This is a genomic window from Nostoc sp. UHCC 0302 (assembly GCF_038096175.1).
Taxonomy (GTDB): domain Bacteria; phylum Cyanobacteriota; class Cyanobacteriia; order Cyanobacteriales; family Nostocaceae; genus UHCC-0302.
In genome coordinates this window covers 7,466,263-7,488,818 of sequence record NZ_CP151099.1, presented here as the reverse complement: position 1 = coordinate 7,488,818, position 22,556 = coordinate 7,466,263, and the positions used below count along the sequence as shown (strand labels likewise).

The window sequence follows — 22,556 nt, the reverse complement described above, 5'->3', positions numbered from 1 at the left end:
TTGATAGGGATTAATACGTAACTAGGCTTTAACTTGTAGATTGAACACTGATATATAACAGTTAGACTATCCACTTTCCACAACATCGCATTATTTTATACTAGTGATATTACTTGTTTGCACGTAAGTAGAGAATGAATTTCAGATGATGAGGAAAATTGAGGAGAGAGAATTTTTACAGAAATCCTCGCCTCTGCCTCTTCCTCATCTCCCCCCTTGCTTCAATTGGTAAATTAGAAGCCTCACAGTTTACTCCTGAGTTCTTAAAGCTTGAGCTGTGAGATAGACTTTAGTCCATTCACCCATTACTTGATGGGTTTTAAGTTTTAATTGTTCTGCTGTTGCTTCTATGGAGTTACCTGCTCTTCGCAAATCTAGAATTTGCTGTCCTAGAGAACCTAATTTTTCATAGAGTTGCTGCCATTGGTTTTGTGTTAACCCCAAGTTATGCTCTTGCAAAGAGATGGAAAGCCAACTTTCGACAAGTTCCGGTTTATCTTTCAGGGCAAAGACGCGGACAGCATGGTAACTAATTTTTTCTCGGAGCCGATAAACTTCCTTAATCTGCTTATTTAGTTTTTTGGCAATCTCTTCTTGAGACTTTCCTTGCAGATAGTATCGTAGCCACTCCACTGCTTCTGCGCCTAAATTAGCTTGTAAATAGTTTTCAAACTCTTTTTGTACAGACTGACGCAGTACTTGTTGCTCTTCTAGTTGTTGTGCCTCTTGATATTCTGCGATCGCTTGACTATCCACCAAGTTAATTCGATTGTCACTGTCGTCTGTAAGAATTTCTTCTGAGACTAGTCTAATCAAATCACGTCCTGGGACTTGGGTTAAGCCACCACGCTGAGTGCGGCGTAAGTAATTTACAAATCGATATGCTAATAGAGGTTGATTGCGTACTGGCCGCAAGCAGTATTCTTCTACACTTGCGAACAGTAGAGCATCCTGTAATCGTCTATCGGTTGTAAATCCTGCAATATCAGCCATTTGCTGCTGCATATAGCTATCGCTTTGCAGTAATTCTTGGAGTATTTCTTGTAACACATCCATGACACTGCGTTGGCGATCGCGACTCAGGGCAATCCACGTTTGAATCCTATTCCGTAATGTTGCTAAACTTCCTAATCGAGTGATCAGATTGCGATAAGCACGTTCTCGCCCTATTTCTAAGTACCGTTGATGTAAAATCCTCCAGCGATATTCCATCGCTTGCTTAGCAATCTCAAGATCCTTTGGGTTGAGCAGATCAAACCGTTTTGAGTCAGATCCCAACAACCACATAATAATACTTTCTCTAGCAGCTTCACTTTGCCCTGCACATTCTGCTGCCAACCGCTTTTGCCAATATAGCGCCAGTTTTTCCGCCTCTGTTGCCATAGCGAGATTGCGCTCCTCGAAACTCAATTTTAAAGCTTGCATCCACAACCCCCATTGCTCCCACTTAAAAATTTTTAACTGGCAGTTGCCCTGCATTTGATCAAGCTCCATGAAATCAGTTAAGTGATTCCATTTTTATTACGTCTTGATTCACCTGATTTATGCAGGAATTTCTTACATTGCTGTTTTACTTTAATTTCCCTGAACCGGAAATCACTGTCTATGAAGCATTTTTGTCATTTCTACCAATTTCAAGTTTTTGTTAAGTTATGTTTTTGCAACTGATCACAGCAATTTGTCTAGAGTGGAGAGGGATACACTTTTGTTGACAATGGGTTTGCTAAAGCGGACATTTTGCACCCAAGCCGAGGAACGAATATTCTAATTTAACTCAATCTTAAGACGTTATTTCATCCGTATAAGTTTCAACACTCAGAAACTACCTCCGGAAACAAAAATACAGTACTATTTTATACTAAAACTTTTATCTTTAAATGCCTGTATCGTGATTAATGGTTATTAGGAATACAATAAATAAAACTTTGCTATATTTTTAGGTAAAATTTATCACTCTCTAAGCAATCTTATTTGTTTACAATTCAATAGTATACAAGATGTCTTTAGGCAAAAGAGTGTAAATATTACACTATTTTTGTACAATACAGCCAATTCAATATTTATATAATTCAAACCCACAAACGCTTTTATGAAAGTTATTTGCTTATGTAGTATTATATTACATAAGCAAGGTATATTATATTACTTTACTTGTATAAATTTATAGAGTTACAAATAGCGATCGCTATACTGAATAATTAGAATAAATAGGCAAATTGCTCGTTGCCAAAACAGCTTTAGATACAACTTCGCCTCTGGACTTGAGAGTTATTCTAAAAACATATAAATCTCCAAGTCTTAGTCAATAGCCAATTCTTGACTATTGACTAGAACTTTATCGTCCGTTGGAGGATCTAACAATGGGGTTTTCTACAGATTCTCGATACTCTTGGACTGCTTCTGTGTAAGCGATAGGCAAAACAGCTTCGACGTTTTCATGGGGACGAGCAATAATCACCCAAGATTCTAAGGTTCCACCATAAACATTTTCTGCGGCTTCAACACCAGCAGCCATAGCTGTCTTTACCTCAGAAACATCGCCACGAATATTAACTGTAAAACGAGCGCTACCTACTCTGATATAACCGACGAGGGTAACTCGGCCAGCTTTCACCATAGCATCTGCTGCTGCTAACACAGCAGGAAACCCCTTAGTCTCTAGTGCTCCAACTGCCTGTAATGACATTAGTAATCTCCTGTATGAATATACGTAATATGACGCTACAAATGAATTTTACGAAGCTTTGCTACAGCTTTTGCTAGTTAAATTGCTTAGAAACGGAAAGGTTCTGATTCTTCGGTAAAGTGGATTGGTAGTATTGTTTCCACATTTTCCGGGGGATTGGGAACAATGTAGTGGGTGATTACTGTATCAACCTTTACTTCTTCTCCAGCGACTATTCCGGCTTCAACAGCTCTTTTTACTTCAGCAACGTGTCCTCGGACAGCGACTACAAAGCGACCACTTTCCGCTAGGCCATAATATACCAGTGTGACCGCAGCAGATTTTACCATTGCATCTGCTGAGGCTAAGACACTTGGAAAACCTAAAGTTTCTATTACGCCAACCGCCATTGGCATGGCATCAGTTCCTAAATCAAATAAATAAGTGATATCAATTGTACGAGGCTTTAGTCCCAATTTTGACATTTGGCATAACTTTCTTTGATATAAGTTCAGAGGAGGTAGGAGTACAGACGCGTAGACGCTCTTCGAGCGTCTACGCGTCTGTACAAGAGGTAGGAGTAAATTCTTGCTGCTGGCTTATATTTCTTATTCAAGAAGTAATTAAGTTGAGTACAACTCCATATAATTTTATCGTTGGATAAAATCAGTGATATGTGGGAGTGCCTACGGTAAACTAAAATTTATGTTTCCTAATTTTCTTCCTGCCGCAGTTGAGCAACTGACAGAACCTAGCTCGATCGCTTTAGCTCAGCGTATAAAAAGTCAAGCGATCGCTACTCCCTTAACTAATCAAGCAATTACCACGACTTATGTTACTCAAGGTAGTGGTGGAACTCCTATCTTATTAATTCATGGCTTTGACAGTTCTGTATTAGAATTTCGTCGGCTTTTGCCTCTGCTTGCTGAAGATAATGAAACGTGGGCTGTGGATTTGTTGGGTTTTGGCTTTACAGATAGGCTCTCAGGTATTGCCTATAGTCCAACTGCGATTAAAACGCATCTTTATTATTTTTGGAAAAGTCTAATTAACCAACCTGTAATTTTAGTAGGCGCTTCAATGGGTGGTGCAACAGCTATTGATTTTACGCTGACTTATCCAGAAGTTGTGCAAAAACTGGTGTTAATTGATAGTGCTGGTTTAGCGGGTGGTTCAACTCTGAGCAAATTGATGTTTCCACCGTTAGATTATTTAGCAACTCAATTTTTACGTAATCTCAAAGTGCGCGATCGCGTTTCTCGCATGGGATATAAAAATCAAAGTCTTGCCTCTATTGATGCTCTGTGCTGTGGAGCATTACACCTAGAAATACCAAATTGGCATCAAGCTTTAATTGCTTTTACTAAAAGTGGTGGTTACAGTGCTTTTAGATTTAAAAAGATAGCAGAAATTGTGCAACCGACACTGATTTTATGGGGCGATTCCGATAAGATATTGGGTATTAAGGATGCCACAAGGTTTAAAAGGGCAATTCCACAAAGTACCCTTATTTGGATTCAAGATTGTGGTCATCTCCCTCACTTAGAAAAACCACAAATCACTGCCCGACATATTTTAGATTTTCGGAATAAACCTCTATAAAGTTTTGCAGTTTACCCTGTTTTGGAAAACAGGGCAAACTACGAAGCAAAAAACATCTTCAGTTTAATCTATATCTACTTACTTAGTAATTAGAAATAAATAACGTCCGCTTAAATACTGTGAAAAGCTACCTATAGTAAACAATCATAGAAACCTTAAGATTGTGTCGTTTCAATCGCTTTCGATATATGTAGCTGTCGACAGGCAGTTTAGGGCATCAACTGAACAAAAAACCCAGACACCAAAAGACTTTCAAAGCTGTTCTCTGCGATGCACTGAGTTTCGACTACTTCGGCTCCCTTCCCTAAGGGACGCTACGCGTAGCGTCCCTTAGGGGTACGGCCAAGCTACCTCGGCTCCGGTTCCATCGAGCGAAGTCGAGATGCTCGGCACAAGTCAGGGCAAGACGCTCAGCACAACTGCGCGGGAATCGAGCGAAGTCGAGATTCAACTACCGCTTGTCGTAAAGCCTGCGGCATAGCTGCGCCCTAAGTGCAGCCTCTCGTAGAGAAGTGTTCCCTGTTTCCTGCTATAAGAGTAAGTTGACGGACATGATATCAAAAGCTGCGATTAAAGCGTTGGAAAAGACTAGGTAAAGAGATGAAGCGTGGATTTAAATTTGCTTAATCTCTTTACAAAATGCCTTATTGCACTAGTCATACAACCAAGTATTCTGGGCAAAATCATCATTTGTTTCTGTTTGCCGTTCTGCCAGCTTTTCCGATGATCTATGTGATTTTCTGTAGCTTAGGGGATTGTAGCTTTCCTTTACTGGTCTTAAAGCACTAGTTTCTTTGATAGGTTCTTTTTCAACAGGTTTAGAATTAGTTTTTGCTGGTTGTTTTAAAGCATTATTTTCTTCTATCAGCTTGGAATTTGCTTCTGCAAGTTGTAGCGCTGTTTGTTTAGTTTCGTTCAGTTCTTTTGTTAGGCGTTCTAATGATGCTTTTTGTTCAGATAAAGTGGTTTGCAAATCAACTATTTTCTGCTCTTGAGCAGCTTGCTTTTGCTGGCTTTTTTCTAAATTAGCTGTTAACTCTTTGAGAGTTGCTTCTAAATCAGCTTTCGTTGGATTTGAGCGCCTAGCAGCATTTGACTCAAGTGGCTGCGCCGATTCTTCTGTTGGTGAAGCCTTCTCTTCAGTGATTTCTTCTGCTGTGACTTCAATTGCAGTTTCACCTTCGGAAGGTGTGAATTTTTCTGCTTCCTCTTGTAGCAAGTCAGCGAGACGTTTTCTAGCAGCCATTATTTTTTCCTCCAATCACGCTGTAGTTCATCAGCCACGCGGCGGTAGTCTAATTCCGCCTCTTGTGCATTTCTTCCTCGCCATTGAGTAATGGCTACACCCTCAAGCGCTGCTCGTTCATGAGCTTTATACGCACGAATAAAAGTATCACAAACTGGAATACCCAGCCGGATGAGAGTGTTTTTTGCTTCTATTGCTTCCCCCATACTCCGCGTATCAACTTTAGTTAGCAGTACCCGATGCGGTGTTCCCACAGGGGTGACGGCTTCCTTGACTGTTTCTATGAGGATAGCTAAATCCATTGCTGCTGGGGGTGTAGGCAAAACTAGATAATCAGCGATCGCAACTACCGCCGCCAATGCTTCAGATCGCAGCGCGGGAGGTGTATCTACCACTACTAAATCGTAACCTTTTATCTTTCCCAAATCACCTAAAAGTGTAGGATCACTCTCTTTAGATAGATCAAATTCCATTCCTTGCTGATTACGCCCAACCCACCAACTAGCAGAACCTTGAATATCTGCGTCAATTAAAATTACCTTTTTTTTCTGAGCAAAATTTGCAGCCAAGTTGACTGCGGTAGTCGTTTTACCGACTCCTCCTTTACCGTTGAGGATAGCGATGATTTTTGGCACTGCTTGCTTCCGACGCTGCCTTACAAGAATATACCGCTTTGTGTGACCCTCAAGAACATGAAAACTCGTAACAATAAAATATAGAAGCCATCAACTGGAAAAACTTACATGACAGTAACTTACAACCTGCCTGATGGGCCAAAAGTACCTTACACGCTGCGGCTGATTAAATTTATTACTCAGCCCCTCAAATATGTGGAGGATTTCGCCAAAGTCTATGGTGACAACTTCACCATTTGGGGACGTAGGGAAACTCATATTGTGTATTTCAGTCATCCCAAAGCGCTGGAACAGATTTTTACTGCTGATGCTAGCTCTTTTGAGACTGGTGGAGGAAACGGGATTTTACGATTTTTGCTTGGTGATAATTCTTTGATTTTAATTGATGGCGATCGCCATCAGCGCCAACGTCAATTATTGACGCCTCCCTTTCATGGCGAAAGGATGCGGGCTTACGGTCAAACTATCAGAGAAATAACTCAGCAAGTAACCAACGAATGGAATATTGGTAAGCGTTTCAATATCCGGGCGTCGATGCAGGAAATCACTTTGCGCGTTATTTTGCGGGTAGTGTTTGGTGTAGATGAAGGCCCGCTTTTTCAGGAACTGCGACAATTGTTAACTTCCTTGCTAGATTTCATGGGTTCTCCATTGATATCCACCGCCTTCTTTTTTAGTTTTATGCAAAAAGATTTAGGTGCATGGAGTCCTTGGGGGCGAATTAAGCGTCTATTACAACAAATTGATCAACTCATTTATGCTCTGATTCGGGAACGTCGAGCTGAATCTGGGCAAAATCGCCAAGACATTCTTAGTTTATTGATATCTGCTCGTTATGAAGATGGTCAGGCGATGTCAGACGAAGAATTACGCGATGAATTAATGACAATGTTGGTTGCAGGGCATGAAACTACTGCTTCCGCACTAACTTGGGTTTTTTACTGGCTTGACCGTTTACCAGAGGTTAGTGAGAAGTTGTCACAAGAACTGGAAACCCTTGGTGCTAACCCGGAACCGAGTATTGTTGCCAAGCTACCTTATTTGACAGCAGTTTGCCAAGAAACATTACGAATTTATCCAATTTTGGTAAATGCCTTTTTCAGGATTGTGAAATCCCCAATTGAAATTATGGGCTACAAGTTGCCAGTGGGAACAGCAGTAGTTCCCAGTATCTATTTAGCACACCATCGCCCAGAAGTTTACCCACAGCCCCAGCAGTTTAAACCAGAACGCTTTTTAGAAAAACAATTTTCCTCATACGAATTTTTACCTTTTGGTGGCGGAAATCGCCGCTGTATCGGCTTGGTATTTGCTCAGTATGAAATGAAAATTGTTTTGGCAACTATTCTGTCGAATTTTCAACTATCGCTGGTGAACAAGCGTCCTGTGCGTCCTGTGCGCCGTGGTCTAACTATCGCTGCACCCGCAGGAATGCAAATGATTGCAACGCCGCAAGTGAAGCGTGCTAGTAAGCCAGCGCTAGTTTAAGCAATTCAAAGTTTAAACAAGTAGGGTAGACATTATAATGCTTACCCTATTTTTTCTAAGATAATAATTACGAATTATCCTCACTTACTTGCTTGCTAGCAAGGCGTTCATAGTGTTCTTTATCGCGGTATTTAATTATTCTCATAGGTTGATTTCCAACAATTGCTAATGGGTCAACATTGGCAGTTACAACTGTACCAGCCGCTACAATTGCACCATCCCCAATTGAAACACCCGGAACAATGAGAACATTTCCGCCAATCCAAACATTGCGCCCGATAACAACAGGTTTATGAATGTAGATATTATGTTCATAGGGAAGATCATTACTTTTATAGTCATGATTTGCAGAGAGAATAACAACATTAAATCCAAGTGTTGTATTGTCCCCAATTGTGATTCCGCCACGACCATCTAATAAAACATCTTGTCCAATGTAAACTTTATTTCCTAAAGATATATTTTGTGGGTGTTCAATTCTCAAGTCTCGCTTAAACCGGACACCTGAGCCGCTAAATTTTAATTTAGACTTCATCTCTAGATGTTTATATCTTCTGATTTTGGTTTCTAAATATTCTATCCACTGTACCAGACGAGGTAGTAACCGTTGCTCAAATAATCGCTCTAATTTATTGATAATTTTTTCTTTAATTTCTTTCATAAAACCTCACGGGAGTTTTGTAAACTTGTGGCTTAAACCCCAATACGGTTCGGTTAAGGGAAGAGACGCGATAAATCGCCGTCTCTACAAAGGACTGATTATTGTAAAGACGGCGATTTATCGCGTCTTTGTGATCTATAACTTTCATTAAAAAACCTTATCTGAACCGTATTGGCTTAAACCCAGGAAGGAAAAATAATGCGGTTACTTTAGCACACATCACACTTATTAGGATTCCCTAACTAAAGTATTTTCTCCCATGTAAATAGCCTGATTAAAAAGCTGGGTAGGCAATGCCTACAATAACTTCGCGATCTGCTAAGATAATCTTGCATCCAACCAACAGACACGAACACCTAGCACTAATACTTATATAGAATTACTCAAATCTTTTCCTCCTCGTCCTATCACTTCTGAGGAAGAATTACTGGTTACACAAAAAGTAATCGATTCCTTGATTGATAAAAGTGAATTAACACCAAATGAGTAAGATTATCTGGATGTTTTAGGTACTCTAGTCTATGAGTATGAAGAAAAACACAATACCTTCCCAGATATTTATGGTGTTGAATTACTCGAAGCATTGATAGCCAAATTTGGTTTACGACAAAAAGACTTAGTTCCTATACTTAAAACCGAGTCTATTGTATCTGAAGTTCTGAGTGGTCAACGCAAGCTAACAGTTAACCATATCGCTCGTCTTGCGGAGTTTTTTCACATTTCGCCTGCTGCTTTTTTTGAGTCAGTGTGAAAGGAAAACTTTATAGACACTAATGGCGTACAGACTTGACAGCAAGCCAGCTAATATAGCAAGATTCATTTAAGTCCCTTTCGTCCCACATCTTCAAGTGGATAGGAGGCAATGCATGATTGGCAGTATTTCTTTAAACACGATCCAATTGTAGAACATCTACTCAAATGGAGTTATGCCTATTTTCGGCAAGATAAGCGAGATTGGCAGATACTACCAAAACCATTGGTGCAGACAGCTAGAAAAACGCTGGAATTAACCGACAGAAAAAGGGTAATTGCTGCCTTTGTGCATTTGGTTCATACTACAGAAAGTCGTTCAATTCTCCGAGTTGCAGCAGAAAAATTAGGACAACTTGATCCGGGTAATAAAAGTGCGATCGCAGCCTTAACACTGCTAACACTAGTTGTTGAAAATAAACAGACATCTTGCCAGACAAGTCAAAACCCTGGAGAAATACCAGTTGGTGATGAAATTGCGATCGCCTCATTATAACTTTAAAAGACTATCTGAGCGAACAGTTTTACAAAATTATCGCTACGAAGCTGTGTTTAACATTATCTGGTATTGTGCCGAGAAGATGACATATCCAGATTGTTACAAAACTTGGCACAATTAATAAACCCAAGAATAAGCGCGGAGTTATTTCTCTTCCTTTGCGTTCCTCTGCGTTAAAAAACAATCTCTTGACTCATCCGCTGTTCCAATACTTCTAATAACCCATCGACATCCTTACCAACTTGCTCAAAACAAACAGGTGGTGGTGGTTCTGGTGCAAACTGAATTAACTTAATTTCACCCTTACCAATGCCAATCATCACAACTTCTACTTCTGGTTGATGATTTTCGACAATTCCCAAAATTTCTTGCAGCCGATTCTCAACTCTATTATTTAATTTTTCTATCTCATCTTTGGGACAGTAAACAAAACGCGGCGTAGGTTGCAAATCAATGCCGATAGTACCCTGAGTGTCACCATTTTCTAACCACAAGGCCCAAAAAAGTGCTGCCAATTCTTGCCGATTTGCTTTCACAAATTGATCCAATTGGCGATGCCATTTCTTATCTCTTGATTCCGGCTGGGTACTACCAAACATCATAAATAATTCGTAATTCGTAATTCGTAATTAAAAGCCAAAGAATGGGTGAAATTCACCTCAAGCCACTTTGCACACGCCAGAGGCTGGAATAAATACCATTTTTCTCTAGCAGTTGTTCATGGGTTCCTGATTCTACTAGTTCTCCGTGTTCCATGACATAAATACAATCGGCGTTGCGGATGGTGGAAAGACGATGCGCGATCGCAATTGTCGTTCTATCTACTGTAATCCGTTCGAGCGATCGCTGGATTGCGGCTTCTGTTTCATTATCCACTGCTGAGGTCGCTTCATCTAAAATTAAAATGGGTGGATTCTTTAAGATTGCACGTGCGATCGCAATTCTTTGTCTTTGCCCACCAGATAACTTTTGTCCTCTTTCTCCAACAATTGTCTCATAACCTTCGGGCAAGAGCGTAATAAATTCATGCGCCTCAGCCACCTTTGCCGCCATGAGAATTTCATGTTCTGTAGCATCAAAGCTGCCATAAGCGATATTCTCGGCTACAGTGCCATGAAATAAGAAGACATCCTGGCTTACCAAACCTATGCAGCGGCGTAAATCTCGCAAATTTAAATCTTGCAAGTCAATACCATCCAAGGTAATTTTTCCAGTTTTCACTTCATACAATCGCAACAAAAGCTTGACTAAAGTGCTTTTACCTGAACCAGTAGAACCAACAATCGCAATGGTTTTCCCGGCTGGAATATTTAAAGAAAGATTTTTAACGACTGGAAATCTTTCTTGATAGGCAAAAGTAACATCTTTAAATTGCACTTCTCCTCGCACTGCATTTACAGGTAACGCTACATTTCCTGTGTGAATAGCAATCGGAGTATCCAACAAATTCATGACTCGATTAGTAGAAGCCATTGCCCGTTGATATTGGTCAAAAGTTTCGCCTAACCTTGTTAAAGGCCAAAGTAACCGTTGGATTAGAAACACCAATACGCTGTAAGTACCAACAGACATTTTTCCAGATACTGCTGCCATACCGCCATATAACAGTAATGCAGTAAACCCAACTAAAATTAGCATCCGAATTAAGGGTACAAAAGCAGCAGAAAGAGAAATTGCTTTAGAATTACTGCGGCGATAAGCTGAACTATCTATTTCTAAACGAGAGGCTTCATAACTTTCAGCAGTAAAACTTTTAATAGTAGTAATTCCGCTAATGTTATTTGCCAATCGCGAGTTGAGAAAACCTAATTTTTCTCGGACATCAGCGTAGCGAGGTGCAAGCAGCCGTTGAAAAGCAAACGAACCCCAAAGGATAAATGGCATTGGTGACATAGCCATCCACGCCACACCAGGAGCCAAAATAAAGAAAGCGCCACCAATAATTACTACAGTTGTGGCAACTTGGATAATATCATTTGCTCCCACATCCAAAAAACGCTCTAGTTGGTTAATATCATCACTCAGGATAGACATTAAACCACCAGTGCTACGTTCTTCAAAATAAGCTAATTCTAAGTCTTGCAAATGCTTATATGCATCCAAACGCAAGTTATGCTGAATATTCTGTGCCAAATTCCGCCAAAGTTTAGCGTAGGCGTACTCAAAAACCGATTCTAGTATCCAAATGATGACAGTGAGCAGGGAGATAATCAAAAATTGTGTAAAGACATCACGCACCCCTAACTGTGCAACGATAGAATCCTGCTGCTTTACTACCACATCCACAGCAACGCCAATTAACCCTGGTGGTGCTAAGTCGAAAAACTTATTCAGGATAGAATAAGTAGTCGCCAGCCAAAATTGTTTACGATACTCTTGTCCATAGTCAAGCAAGCGCTGGAGAGGATGCGCTGAATTTTTAGATTTTCTTGATACTCGATTAGATTTTAATGCTGTAGCCACGGCTTTTTGCTGTTGCGTGCAACTGATATTAACACGGAAGAAAGTTCTGAGTGTTAACTCGTAAGTATGAATATTGAAGACTTCACAAGAGACAAATAAATGACAATTTTTAACAATTAACTAAGTTGACTGAGGTTTAAGCAAAACTTTTAATTATTTGCTAACCTCAAATTTAACCGTAATATTTTACTCAGTACTCAGCATTGATCAGGGGATAAAAATTTGCAAAATCAGCAATTGGGAAATTGGCAAACTACAGTTTTAGGAATTGCGTTGGCAATACTGGTGCTTATCGGGATAAATTCCTTCATCATTATCAACCCAGGGCAAGCCGGAGTAATTAGCATTTTAGGTAAAGCTAGAGATGGAGCTTTAAGAGAAGGTATTCATCTAAAACCTCCTTTTATTTCAGTAATAGATGTTTATGATTTGACGGTGCAAAAGTTTGAAGTACCAGCGGAAAGTTCTACTAAGGATCTACAAAATTTATCTGCAAGATTTGCAATCAACTTTCGTCTAGATCCTACACAGATAGTTGAAGTAAGAAGGAAACAAGGTACTTTGGAAAATATTGTATCGAAAATTATTGCCCCTCAGACACAAGAAGCATTTAAAATTGCAGCTGCTAGAAGAACAGTGGAAGAAGCAATTACCAAAAGAAGCGAGTTAAAAGAAGACTTTGATAATGCTTTAGGCGATCGCCTTGATAAATATGGGATAATTGTGTTAGATACTAGCGTAGTTGACTTGGCCTTCTCACCAGAATTTGCCAGAGCAGTTGAAGAAAAACAAATCGCTGAACAACGAGCGCAAAGAGCCGTTTATGTGGCGAGGGAAGCTGAACAAGAAGCACAAGCAGAAATCAATCGCGCTAAAGGTAAGGCAGAAGCTCAAAGACTCTTGGCGGAGACGTTGAAAGCCCAAGGAGGACAGTTAGTTCTGCAAAAAGAAGCAATTGAAGCTTGGAAGACTGGCGGCGCTCAGATGCCAAATGTTCTTGTGATGGGTAGTGACGCCAAAAGCAGCGTTCCCTTCATTTTTAACTTGGGAAATGTTCAAAATCAGCCTTGATTTTAGGGAAAACTACTAGTAGCTTGGGCATAGTCAAATTCAGACATAAAAGAAACATAACACCAAATAATCAGCCAATTTATGTCAATTTCCAATCATCACAATCTCTCTGCGGAAGAAGCAAAAAAAATCCTGAACAAATTTAACTGCTTAGATATTGCACCTGTCTTGAAGCCATCAGAAAAAGTTGGAGTGCGTAGTGCCTTAATTTTGCTCACAAGCCTTTCTGATTACCAAATTTTAGGAATCTGTGCTGATACAGCAGAAGAAGGAATTTTAGCAATGAAAACTTATTCTTTGGCTTTCGGTTATCAAGCACCAAGCAATTTACCTGCATCCGAAGGCCCTGTTTATATTAAATTAAACGGCAAAAACGGATTATGCCATCTCGATTCTTATGCTGGACATCATCGTGGAGTATTGGTGTCTTGTCAGTCTTATGATGAAGGGGGAATAAATGAAATGTATGGACATTTACCATTAGATTTATTTGTATAGAATTTCCCAGAAATTACAATAGATGTGGGGTGGGTATAGCCCATCCTACTAATTATCCTGGAACTATAAAATTTATGAGTATTATTACACTACAATCAGTAAAAAAAGATTTTGGTATTAAAGAAATTTTAAAAGATGCTAGCTTTAGCCTCGATGCTACTGATAAAGTTGGTTTAATTGGTACTAACGGTTCTGGCAAATCAACTTTATTAAAAATGATAGCTAGACTAGAATCGATTGATAGTGGTCAAATTTTAGTCAGCTCTGGTTCTAAAATTATTTACTTGCCTCAACAGCCAGATTTAGATGAAAATCGCACAGTTTTAGAGCAGGTTTTTGCAGACAGTGGCGAACACATGACTTTGGTACGTGAGTATGAAGAACTTTCAGATAAACTAGCTCACTATCCAGAAGATAATCAGCTAATGTCGCGTCTTTCTGTAGTCATGCAACGTATGGATGCGACTAACGCTTGGGAATTAGAAACCAACGCCAAAATTATTCTGACTAAGTTAGGAATTTTTGACTTTGATGCAATAGTTGGTACTTTATCTGGAGGTTATCGCAAGCGCATTGCTCTAGCAACAGCTTTGCTTTCAGAACCAGATGTTTTGCTTATGGATGAGCCAACAAACCATCTTGATGCTCTTTCTGTAGAATGGTTACAAAGCTATTTAAACCGCTATCGCGGGGCGCTTTTTCTTATAACGCACGACCGCTACTTTTTGGATCGTGTAACTAATAGAATTATCGAAATTGACCGAGGTGACATTTACACTTACACAGGTAACTATTCATATTACTTGGAAAAGAAAGCCCTAGCTGAAGAATCTGCCATTAGCAGTCAACGCAAACATCAAGGGGTATTGCGGCGCGAATTAGAATGGCTTAAAAAAGGGCCGAAAGCCAGAAGTACAAAGCAAAAAGCTAGAATTGACCGCGCTCATGCTCTGCGGGATACTGAATTTAAACAAGTTCAGGGTAAAGTTGATATTTCGACAGTTGGTCGTCGGATTGGTAAAAAAGTTATTGAATTAAATAATATTTCTAAAGCCTATGATGGGCGCACCCTGATTAAGAACTTTACCTACGAATTTAGCCCAGAAGACCGCATCGGCATTATCGGCGCTAACGGTGCAGGTAAATCCACTTTAATGGATATGATTACTGGACGGGTGAAGCCAGATTCTGGGATTGCAGAAATTGGTGATACAGTTCACATTGGTTATTTTGACCAGCATTCTGAAGAATTGCTCACAGCTTTAAACGAAAATCAGCGCGTGATTGACTACATCAAAGAAGAGGGAGAATTTGTCAAAATTACCGATGGTACTCAAATTACTGCTTCGCAAATGTTGGAGCGGTTTTTGTTTCCTGGTAATCAACAGTATGCCCCAATTCATAAACTTTCAGGTGGGGAAAAACGACGTTTATTTCTGTTGCGGGTGCTGATGGGTGCGCCTAATGTTTTGATTTTAGATGAACCGACAAATGATTTAGATGTACAAACCTTAGCAGTACTTGAGGATTATCTAGAGGATTTTGTCGGGTGTGTAATTGTAGTTTCTCACGATCGCTACTTTCTTGACCGCACCGTAGACACAATTTTTTCTTTTGAAGAAGGTGGTAATATCCGGCAATATCCAGGTAATTACTCAGTATATCTGGACTACAAAAAAGCCGAAGAAGCAGCACAGCAACAAGCTGCTAATACTAAAGAGAAGCCCAAAAATGTCGAAGCCCAAAATGGTGCATCTCCACCCAAGGATGTAGAGAATACAAGGCGGCGGAGATTATCTAATTGGGAAAAGAAAGAGTTTGAGCAGTTGGAAGGTAAAATTGCCAAGTTAGAGGCTGAGAAGGCAGAAACCGAGAAAACACTAGCGAATGTTTCACCGGGGAATTATAGCCAAGTGCAGAAACTATATGAACAGGTGGAAAATCTTAAGCAAGCAATTGATGTAGCAACTGAACGTTGGTTAGAATTGGCTGAAATGGAGTCTTAATGTCTTAACATGACGTGAATCATCACAAAGACGCGATAAATCGCGTCTTTGTGATGATTTATTCAGCGTAGGTGCGTTACGGCATTCCGTTAACACACCTACCACTTCATCTTTTATTTTTGAGCTTTGGAGAATCGTTTTTTTCCTTTTTATCCTGCAAGCTACGGATTTTAACCAGGACTGGAATATATTGTTGAATCATCCAAATCAACGCCTCAATGGATGAGTTACCTTGGTCAATTCGGATTTTAGCTTGAAAACCAATCAAGAATAGTAGCATTGCCAGCAACAAAGCAATGGTTTTACTGAGAATATTTTGACGCTTGGTTTGCATTTGATTGTACTCCAAAGAGTTGACAGATAAAGTCTCTCTTTGGGGTTGTGTCCCTAAGCAAATACCCCAATGTCGCTGAAAATGCCTTAGAATCTGGATTACATGAGTTTGGGGTGGTAGTTTCAATATGGGGTAGCCCCAAACTTCTTACTCAATTTTTTGGATGTAATGCCACGAGAATCTACTAAAGGCCCTGTAATTCAGAAACGAGTCAAGCGTCTGCTGGAGGCATTGCTTTGTTTTGTCGATGGGGAATTTGAGGACAGTAACTTTAAAATTGAGTCCGACTGGAAAGAAGCAGACAGCGCTAACCCCAAGCTGACTGTGCAGACTACGTTAGTCACGTTGGAGTTGCTGACCCAAAAAGATAAATATCCTGGCAAGTTAACTAAAGCGCAAATTCGAGAAGCGCTGAATTTGCTGAAGGATTTTTTGAAGATTCTCGAAGATAATCGTCTGCAAACCAAGGGTGTTGAGGAATGGCACTTTACACTCAAGCTATGCTCAAGAGATAGGGAAAGGAACTTAAAACGGTTTGATGAGGCTTGGGAAAGTAGTAGACCAGAGAAATCGAAATTAAATAACTCCTCTCCAAATTTCTCCCCCACAGGGAGAGAGGCTTTGAATTTTCCACGTTCCCTTGTAGGGAAGGGGGTTAGGGGGTTAGGTCACACAAGTATATTTCAAGCACCACCCTTACCCGAACACTTTGTAGAACGCCCAGAATACAGCGATGATTTAAAGACTCGCCTCTTTACAGAGTCATCATCAGGTAATGGCACTTTGGTAATTACTGCGATTCACGGCTTGGGTTCTGTGGGCAAATCGACTTTAGCCGCAGCTTTAGCCCATGATGTAGAAATCCAAACTCGGTTTTGTGACGGTATCCTGTGGGCAACATTAGGTCAGCAACCTGATGTACTTTCTTTACTTAGTGGTTGGGTGCAGGCACTAGGGGACTATAACTTTAAACCTACCAGTGTAGAAGCCACTTCTACCCATCTGCGGACACTGCTTTATGACAAAGCTGTGTTGCTGGTGGTTGATGATGCTTGGAATACAAAAGATGCCTCAGCATTTAATATTGGCGGGATGCGGTGTCAGGTTTTAGTAACTACTCGTGAAGGGTCAATTGCTGACGCATTAGGAGCCAACACCTACAGTCTGGATATAATGACAGCACCCCAAGCGGTGGAATTGCTGACGAAGAAGTTAGGACGGGAGATTATAGGTAAAGAACGTCAGTCAGCAGAAAATTTAGCTAAAGGCGTTGGTTATCTCCCTCTAGCATTGGAACTAGCAGCTGCCCAAGTCGCTGGTGGTACAACTTGGACAGTCTTGTTACGAGATATTCAACAAGAAATTGCTCGGTTAAAAACATTGGATAGACCAGGAGCAAAAGATACTACTGATGAAGCCAGTTTAAAGCGTCTCAGCTTAACTGCATCTTTGAACTTGAGCATAAAGCGATTAGCACAAGAGGACAAAGAATACTTTATTTGGTTGGGGGTGTTACCTGAAGATGTAAGTATTACTCCTAAAATGACGGCAACACTTTGGGATATTGCAGATGAGCGCGATGCCTCTGATTCATTGAAAGATTTACAAAGTAAAGCCCTATTATTACTTGGTGTTCCTCTTGCTGATGGTACGCCTACCTATCGCCTACATGACTTATTCCACGACTTAGCACGGAACTTGTTAACTGCTCCACCACAACCAAAGCGGACAGCAGATTTGCCAGGGTTAGGTTTCAACCTTGTTGATGCTCACGCTGAATTATTAAAGAAGTATTGGCAGAAAACCCAAAAGAATTTATGGCATACGTTGCCCATTGACGGTTACATTCATCAGCATTTAGTTTGGCATTTTGATAAAGCTAAACAGGTTGATCATATTCACCAGTTATTGCAGGAAGAGTCGGCAACTGGCAACAATGGCTGGTATGAAGTACGGGAGAAACTCGGAGAAACTGCGGGTTACATCACAGATATTTCTCGTGCTTGGGAATTGGCAGAAGCAAATTGGACTGAAGCAACCTTGCCGCAAGTGGTGGGTTGGCAGTGTCGCTATGCTTTGATTACGGCTTCTCTTAATAGTTTAGCAGCTAATTTACCAGTAGAACTGCTAGTGGCGTTGGTCAAAAACAATGTGTGGACTGCTGAACAGGGACTAGCTTACGCCCTGCAAAAACCAAAACTAGAGGAAAAAGTGAAAGCTCTTGCAGAGTTAGTAAACTATTTGCCACTAAACTTAGAAAAACTAGCATTCTCAAAAGCACTGGCTGCTGCTAAGGCAATTGAGTCTGAGAGCGATCGCGCCGATGCCTTGAGTGCATTAGCGGACAAACTACCATCAGATTTTTTGCCAGAAGTACTTGCCGCAGCTAAGGCAATTCAGTCTGAGAAGTATCGTGCTGATGCCTTGAGTGCATTAGCGGACAAACTACCATCAGATTTTTTGCCAGAAGTACTTGCCGCAGCTAGGGCGATTCAGTCTGAGAGCGATCGCGCTGAAGTCTTGTTTGGGTTAGCAAACAAATTACCACCAGAATTGTTTCCACAAGCCCTAGAGGCAGCTATAACGATTCAAGATGAGGAGTATCGTACCCTCGTCCTGTTTGGATTAGCCGACAAACTACCATCAGAGTTGTTGCCACAAGCCCTAGAGGCAGCTAGGAAGATTGAGGATCAGAGGTATTACGCCCTTGCCCTGAGTGCATTATCTGACAAACTGCCCTCAGTGTTACCACATACTCTAGAGGCAGCGAGGGCTATTTGGTATGACGAGTATCGTGCTGAAATACTGGGGGTATTAGCTAATAAACTGTCACCAGAATTATTGCCACAAATCCTAGATGCGGCGTGGGCGATTCAGGATGAGTTTTATCGCGTTAAAGTCCTGAGTGCATTGGCAAAGAAACTGCCAGAATTGTTGCCAGAAATACTCACTGCCGCCAGAGCAATTGAGGATAAGTTTGATCGCGCCAAAGTTCTGTTTGCATTAAGCGATCAACTATCACCAGAGTTACTGCTACAAGTTATAGAGGCGGCAAGGGCAATTGAGGATAAGAGCGATCGCGCCGAAGTTCTGTTTGCATTAGGCGACCAACTACCACCAGAGTTGTTGTCACAATTACTAGAAGCAGTAAGCGCAATTGAGGATGAGTTTGAGCGCGCCGAAGTTCTGTTTGCATTAGCCGACAAACTACCACCAAAGTTGTTATCACAATTAGTAGAAGCGGCAAGGGCTATTCAGGATGAGTTTTATCGTGCCTATGCCCTGAGTAGATTAGCCGCCAAACTACCACCAGAGTTATTATCACAATTACTAGAAGCGGTAAAGGCTATTGAGGATGAGTTTTATCGCGCCAAAGTCCTAATTGCATTAGCCGACAAACTACCACCGGAGTTGTTGTCACAATTACTAGAAGCGGCAAGAGCGATTCAGTTTAAGAGCAATCACGCTAATTTCCTGATTGCATTAGCCGACAAACTACCACCAGAGTTATTGTCACAATTACTAGAAGTAGCAAAGGCAATTCAGGATGAGTTTTATTGTACCAAAGTCCTGATTGCATTAAGCGATCAACTACCACTAAATTTGTTGCTAAAACTCCTAGAGGCAGCAAGGGTGATTCAGGATGAGTTTAATCGCGCCAATGCTCTGATTGCATTAGCTGATAAACTGCCACCAGATTTGTTGTCAGAAGCACTTGCCGCCGCTAGAGCGATTCAGCATGAGAGGGATCACGCCAATTTCCTGATAGCATTAACCAACAAACTGCCACCAGATTTGTTGCCAGAAATACTCGCCGCAGCTAGGGTGATTCAGGATGAAAAGTATCGCACCGATGTCCTTTTGGCATTAGCCAATAAACTGCCAGAGGTATTACCAGAAGCGCTCGCCGCCGCTAGGGCGATTCAGGATGATAGCGCTCGTGCTGATGTCCTTTTGGCATTAGCCAATAAACTGCCAGAGGTATTACCAGAAGCACTCGCTGCCGCTAGGGCAATTCAGTCTCAGAGCGATCGCACCAATGCCCTTTTGGCATTAGGCAATCAACTGCCAGAGGTATTACCAGAAGCACTCGCTGCCGCTAAGGCTATTCAGTCTGAGTGGTATCGCGCCAATGCCCTTTTGGCATTAGCCAATAAACTGCCAGAGGTATTACCAGAAGCACTCACCGCCGCTAGGGCAATTCAGTCTCAGAGCGATCGTGCCAATGCCCTTTTGGCATTAGGCAATAAACTGCCAGAGTTGTTACCAGAAGCACTCGCTGCCGCTAGGGCGATTCAGGATGATAGCGCTCGTGCTGATGTCCTTTTGGCATCAGCCAATAAACAGCCAGAGTTGTTACCAGAAGCACTCACTGCCGCTAGGGCGATTCAGGATGAAAAGTATCGCGCTGATGTCCTTTTGGCATTAGCCGACAAACTGCCAGAGTTGTTACCAGAAGCACTCGCTGCCGCTAGGGCGATTCAGGATGAAAAGTATCGCGCCGATGTCTTTTTGGCATTAGCCAATAAACTGTCAAGTGAGTTGTTACCAGAGGCACTCGCTGCCGCTAGGGCGATTCAGGATGAAAAGTATCGCGCCGATGTCTTTTTGGCATTAGCCAATAAACTGTCAAGTGAGTTGTTACCAGAAGCACTCGCCGCCGCTAGGGCGATTCAGGATGAAAAGTATCGCGCCGATGTCTTTTTGGCATTAGCCAATAAACTGTCAAGTGAGTTGTTACCAGAAGCACTCGCCGCCGCTAGGGCGATTCAGGATGAAAAGTATCGCGCCGATGTCTTTTTGGCATTAGCCAATAAACTGTCAAGTGAGTTGTTACCAGAAGCACTCGCCGCCGCTAGGGCGATTCAGGATGAAAAGTATCGCGCCGATGCTCTTTTGGCATTAGCCAATAAACTGCCAGAGGTATTACCAGAAGCACTCGCTGCCGCTAGGGCAATTAAAGATGAGAAGTATCGCGCCGATGCTCTTTTGGCATTAGCCAATAAACTGCCAGAGGTATTACCAGAAGCACTCGCCGCCGCTAGGGCGATTCAGGATGAAAAGTATCGCGCCGATGCTCTTTTGGCATTAGCCAATAAACTGCCAGAGTTGTTACCAGAAGCACTCGCTGCCGCTAGGGCAATTAAAGATGAGAAGTATCGCGCCGATGCTCTTTTGTTATTAGCTTCTGGTTTATCAGAAATACCGCCTGCTCAACTTTTCCCCCTCTGGCAAAATACACTGCATTATCTATCCCTTCGCACTCGCCCTCATTTACTGCCAGATATCACAGCATTATTTCCAGTCATCTTTGCATTAGGTAGTGAAACAGCAATGGCAGAACTTGCCCGTGCAATTGTAGATGTGGCGCGATGGTGGAAATAATTCGTAATTCGTAATTCGTAATTCGTAATTCGTAATTTTAAAGACTTGCATCTGTAGCCTGATTTTGGTCAATTGGTATAAGAGGATGCAGGGATGTCTGATCTATCTATAATTTTAGACAAAGTGCGATCGCCATCTACAGCTACTCAAAGATCAAACAGGTATCGCATTTACAAACTTTCTTTGGAGTCGATGAGTGGCCGATCGCAATTACTCAATAAAATCATCAGAGAAATTGTCTAGACTGTCAATAAGCGATCGCCACAGGTGAGAAGCTTTTTTATAATCCAAGTCTGAAGCGACTACTCCCAAGTCTATAGTGACTAATCCCAAGTCTGAAGCGACTAATCCTAAGTCTATAGTGACTAATCCTAAGTCTATAGTGACTAATCCCAAGTCTGAAGCGACTAATCCTAAGTCTGTAGTGACTAATCCTAAGTCTATAGTGACTAATCCCAAGTCTGAAGCGACTACTCCCAAGTCTATAGTGACTAATCCCAAGTTTGTAGTGACTAATCCTAAGTCTGTAGCGACTAATCCTAAGTCTGTAGTGACTAATCCTAAGTCTGTAGTGACTAATCCTAAGTCTGTAGCGATTACTCTCGTGTTTTCTACCTTTTGCCTCTTGCCTTCGTAAATTAGTAATTATATACCGAGATATTACTGTATAAGCTCAAAATTTTATTATCAGAAATTGCGATTTATGCTGAACCGGAATCGGGTTTAATTGAGGCAAACTAGCTCTAGAAGTATCTTAAAGGAGCAAATTTATGTCTCGTAAAAAACGTACATCCCGCATTTTAGAAAAAGTTGAGTTAAGAGCATCTGGGATGAAGCTGATTGTTCCAACTATTAAATTTGAAGAAGATTATACTTTAGAAAAACTGATTGAGTCAATGGAACAGTTACGTAACAAACTTGATGTTCATAATAGCGCTCTGGCTATAGTTGACTCTTCTTTAACAGAAGTTGAAGAGATGGAAAAAAAGTTGAAAGAGCTTTCTGAAAAAATGCTAATGGTGGTTGCTATCAAGCACGGCAAAGACAGCGCTGAATATGAAATGGCAGGTGGAGTTCGCAATAGCGATCGCATTCGTAAAATGAGATCGAGCCGCTTGAAAAATGTTGCAGAACAAGCATCAGAGAAGAATGCCAAAACGGCATAGTAGTGGCATGGCACTTTGTTTATCTAGGCGATCGCAAATAGAAATTGGTGTGCGGATTTTAGTAAAATATAGATACATAATATAGGT

20 protein-coding genes are annotated in these 22,556 nt (G+C 41.2%); 9 read left to right on the top strand and 11 right to left on the bottom strand.

The features are described 5' to 3' along the window. Window positions 1-249: 249 nt before the first annotated feature. The 3 genes from WKK05_RS32400 to WKK05_RS32390 all read right to left on the bottom strand — a co-directional run bounded on the left by WKK05_RS32400 (window position 250) and on the right by WKK05_RS32390 (window position 3,081). On the bottom strand, window positions 250-1,425 hold the full coding sequence (locus WKK05_RS32400; RefSeq protein WP_341531249.1) for a HetZ-related protein 2: 1,176 nt from the start codon (window positions 1,423-1,425) through the stop codon (window positions 250-252). A 910-nt stretch (window positions 1,426-2,335) separates the two neighbouring features. Next, a complete protein-coding gene (locus tag WKK05_RS32395; protein WP_194006234.1) occupies window positions 2,336-2,686 on the bottom strand; it encodes a carbon dioxide-concentrating mechanism protein CcmK in 351 nt (116 codons plus the stop codon). Between the two features lie 86 nt (window positions 2,687-2,772). Beyond that, on the bottom strand, window positions 2,773-3,081 hold the full coding sequence (locus WKK05_RS32390) for a carbon dioxide-concentrating mechanism protein CcmK (RefSeq protein WP_341531248.1): 309 nt from the start codon (window positions 3,079-3,081) through the stop codon (window positions 2,773-2,775). Between the two features lie 289 nt (window positions 3,082-3,370). On the opposite strand from WKK05_RS32390, the gene WKK05_RS32385 reads away from it, so the two are divergent. Continuing rightward, window positions 3,371-4,267 (top strand): alpha/beta hydrolase, encoded by an 897-nt coding sequence (locus tag WKK05_RS32385; RefSeq protein ID WP_341527090.1) that lies wholly within the window; start codon window positions 3,371-3,373, stop codon window positions 4,265-4,267. A gap of 652 nt (window positions 4,268-4,919) precedes the next feature. Here WKK05_RS32385 and WKK05_RS32380 read toward each other — a convergent pair. Together WKK05_RS32380 and WKK05_RS32375 are read right to left on the bottom strand one after the other, a co-directional pair. Then, window positions 4,920-5,513 (bottom strand): hypothetical protein, encoded by a 594-nt coding sequence (locus WKK05_RS32380; RefSeq protein WP_341527089.1) that lies wholly within the window; start codon window positions 5,511-5,513, stop codon window positions 4,920-4,922. Next, window positions 5,513-6,148: a ParA family protein gene (locus tag WKK05_RS32375; protein WP_341527088.1), complete on the bottom strand. Its 636-nt coding sequence runs from the start codon at window positions 6,146-6,148 to the stop codon at window positions 5,513-5,515. The genes WKK05_RS32380 and WKK05_RS32375 overlap by 1 nt, the downstream gene beginning before the upstream one ends. Before the next feature lie 108 nt (window positions 6,149-6,256). Between WKK05_RS32375 and WKK05_RS32370 the strand changes: the two genes are divergently transcribed. Next, on the top strand, window positions 6,257-7,636 hold the full coding sequence (locus WKK05_RS32370) for a cytochrome P450 (protein ID WP_341527087.1): 1,380 nt from the start codon (window positions 6,257-6,259) through the stop codon (window positions 7,634-7,636). A gap of 67 nt (window positions 7,637-7,703) precedes the next feature. Here the strand turns inward: WKK05_RS32370 and WKK05_RS32365 are convergent, their stop codons facing one another. Beyond that, window positions 7,704-8,297: a DapH/DapD/GlmU-related protein gene (locus tag WKK05_RS32365; protein WP_341527086.1), complete on the bottom strand. Its 594-nt coding sequence runs from the start codon at window positions 8,295-8,297 to the stop codon at window positions 7,704-7,706. Then, a complete protein-coding gene (locus tag WKK05_RS32360; protein ID WP_341527085.1) occupies window positions 8,284-8,445 on the bottom strand; it encodes a hypothetical protein in 162 nt (53 codons plus the stop codon). The genes WKK05_RS32365 and WKK05_RS32360 overlap by 14 nt, the downstream gene beginning before the upstream one ends. Before the next feature lie 435 nt (window positions 8,446-8,880). Between WKK05_RS32360 and WKK05_RS32355 the strand changes: the two genes are divergently transcribed. Beyond that, window positions 8,881-9,048, top strand: a complete 168-nt coding sequence (locus WKK05_RS32355; protein ID WP_341527084.1) for a hypothetical protein — start codon at window positions 8,881-8,883, stop codon at window positions 9,046-9,048. Between the two features lie 111 nt (window positions 9,049-9,159). Continuing rightward, the gene (locus tag WKK05_RS32350; RefSeq protein WP_341527083.1) at window positions 9,160-9,543 is read left to right on the top strand and encodes a hypothetical protein; all 384 of its coding nucleotides are present in this window, start codon (window positions 9,160-9,162) and stop codon (window positions 9,541-9,543) included. A gap of 176 nt (window positions 9,544-9,719) precedes the next feature. On the opposite strand, the gene WKK05_RS32345 is transcribed toward WKK05_RS32350, so the two are convergent. Both WKK05_RS32345 and WKK05_RS32340 read right to left on the bottom strand, forming a co-directional pair. After that, complete coding sequence (locus WKK05_RS32345) at window positions 9,720-10,148, bottom strand: hypothetical protein (RefSeq protein ID WP_341527082.1); 429 nt, start codon at window positions 10,146-10,148, stop codon at window positions 9,720-9,722. 52 nt (window positions 10,149-10,200) lie between these two features. Continuing rightward, window positions 10,201-12,009 (bottom strand): ABC transporter ATP-binding protein, encoded by a 1,809-nt coding sequence (locus tag WKK05_RS32340; RefSeq protein ID WP_341527081.1) that lies wholly within the window; start codon window positions 12,007-12,009, stop codon window positions 10,201-10,203. Window positions 12,010-12,231: 222 nt separating this feature from the next. Here WKK05_RS32340 and WKK05_RS32335 point away from each other — a divergent pair, with 222 nt between their 5' ends. From WKK05_RS32335 to WKK05_RS32325, 3 genes are all read left to right on the top strand, one after another. Next, window positions 12,232-13,080 (top strand): prohibitin family protein, encoded by an 849-nt coding sequence (locus WKK05_RS32335; RefSeq protein ID WP_341527080.1) that lies wholly within the window; start codon window positions 12,232-12,234, stop codon window positions 13,078-13,080. A gap of 81 nt (window positions 13,081-13,161) precedes the next feature. Beyond that, window positions 13,162-13,578 carry a DUF1824 family protein gene (locus WKK05_RS32330; protein WP_341527079.1) on the top strand — a complete coding sequence of 139 codons (417 nt, stop codon included), beginning with the start codon at window positions 13,162-13,164 and terminating at the stop codon, window positions 13,576-13,578. A 74-nt stretch (window positions 13,579-13,652) separates the two neighbouring features. Further along, the gene (locus WKK05_RS32325) at window positions 13,653-15,584 is read left to right on the top strand and encodes an ABC-F family ATP-binding cassette domain-containing protein (RefSeq protein ID WP_341527078.1); all 1,932 of its coding nucleotides are present in this window, start codon (window positions 13,653-13,655) and stop codon (window positions 15,582-15,584) included. A gap of 106 nt (window positions 15,585-15,690) precedes the next feature. Here the strand turns inward: WKK05_RS32325 and WKK05_RS32320 are convergent, their stop codons facing one another. Then, window positions 15,691-15,918, bottom strand: a complete 228-nt coding sequence (locus WKK05_RS32320; RefSeq protein WP_341527077.1) for a hypothetical protein — start codon at window positions 15,916-15,918, stop codon at window positions 15,691-15,693. A gap of 168 nt (window positions 15,919-16,086) precedes the next feature. On the opposite strand from WKK05_RS32320, the gene WKK05_RS32315 reads away from it, so the two are divergent. Further along, window positions 16,087-21,303: an NB-ARC domain-containing protein gene (locus WKK05_RS32315; RefSeq protein ID WP_341527076.1), complete on the top strand. Its 5,217-nt coding sequence runs from the start codon at window positions 16,087-16,089 to the stop codon at window positions 21,301-21,303. A 210-nt stretch (window positions 21,304-21,513) separates the two neighbouring features. Here WKK05_RS32315 and WKK05_RS32310 read toward each other — a convergent pair whose 3' ends face one another. Beyond that, window positions 21,514-21,804: a hypothetical protein gene (locus tag WKK05_RS32310; RefSeq protein WP_341527075.1), complete on the bottom strand. Its 291-nt coding sequence runs from the start codon at window positions 21,802-21,804 to the stop codon at window positions 21,514-21,516. A 269-nt stretch (window positions 21,805-22,073) separates the two neighbouring features. On the opposite strand from WKK05_RS32310, the gene WKK05_RS32305 reads away from it, so the two are divergent. Then, entirely contained in the window at window positions 22,074-22,469 is a 396-nt protein-coding gene (locus WKK05_RS32305; RefSeq protein WP_341527074.1) for a hypothetical protein, read from the top strand. The last annotated feature ends 87 nt before the right edge of the window (window positions 22,470-22,556 follow it).

Excerpts from the sequence above, each read along its gene's own strand:
- WKK05_RS32345 (WP_341527082.1), bottom strand. The coding sequence starts at position 10,148 with ATGATGTTTGGTAGTACCCAGCCGGAATCAAGAGATAAGAAATGGCAT.
- WKK05_RS32350 (WP_341527083.1), top strand. The coding sequence starts at position 9,160 with ATGCATGATTGGCAGTATTTCTTTAAACACGATCCAATTGTAGAACAT.
- WKK05_RS32395 (WP_194006234.1), bottom strand. The coding sequence starts at position 2,686 with ATGTCATTACAGGCAGTTGGAGCACTAGAGACTAAGGGGTTTCCTGCT.
- WKK05_RS32385 (WP_341527090.1), top strand. The coding sequence starts at position 3,371 with ATGTTTCCTAATTTTCTTCCTGCCGCAGTTGAGCAACTGACAGAACCT.
- WKK05_RS32390 (WP_341531248.1), bottom strand. The coding sequence starts at position 3,081 with ATGCCAATGGCGGTTGGCGTAATAGAAACTTTAGGTTTTCCAAGTGTC.
- WKK05_RS32305 (WP_341527074.1), top strand. The coding sequence starts at position 22,074 with ATGTCTCGTAAAAAACGTACATCCCGCATTTTAGAAAAAGTTGAGTTA.
- WKK05_RS32365 (WP_341527086.1), bottom strand. The coding sequence starts at position 8,297 with ATGAAAGAAATTAAAGAAAAAATTATCAATAAATTAGAGCGATTATTT.
- WKK05_RS32370 (WP_341527087.1), top strand. The coding sequence starts at position 6,257 with ATGACAGTAACTTACAACCTGCCTGATGGGCCAAAAGTACCTTACACG.
- WKK05_RS32315 (WP_341527076.1), top strand. The coding sequence starts at position 16,087 with ATGCCACGAGAATCTACTAAAGGCCCTGTAATTCAGAAACGAGTCAAG.
- WKK05_RS32330 (WP_341527079.1), top strand. The coding sequence starts at position 13,162 with ATGTCAATTTCCAATCATCACAATCTCTCTGCGGAAGAAGCAAAAAAA.
- WKK05_RS32320 (WP_341527077.1), bottom strand. The coding sequence starts at position 15,918 with ATGCAAACCAAGCGTCAAAATATTCTCAGTAAAACCATTGCTTTGTTG.
- WKK05_RS32400 (WP_341531249.1), bottom strand. The coding sequence starts at position 1,425 with ATGCAAGCTTTAAAATTGAGTTTCGAGGAGCGCAATCTCGCTATGGCA.
- WKK05_RS32380 (WP_341527089.1), bottom strand. The coding sequence starts at position 5,513 with ATGGCTGCTAGAAAACGTCTCGCTGACTTGCTACAAGAGGAAGCAGAA.
- WKK05_RS32360 (WP_341527085.1), bottom strand. The coding sequence starts at position 8,445 with ATGAAAGTTATAGATCACAAAGACGCGATAAATCGCCGTCTTTACAAT.
- WKK05_RS32325 (WP_341527078.1), top strand. The coding sequence starts at position 13,653 with ATGAGTATTATTACACTACAATCAGTAAAAAAAGATTTTGGTATTAAA.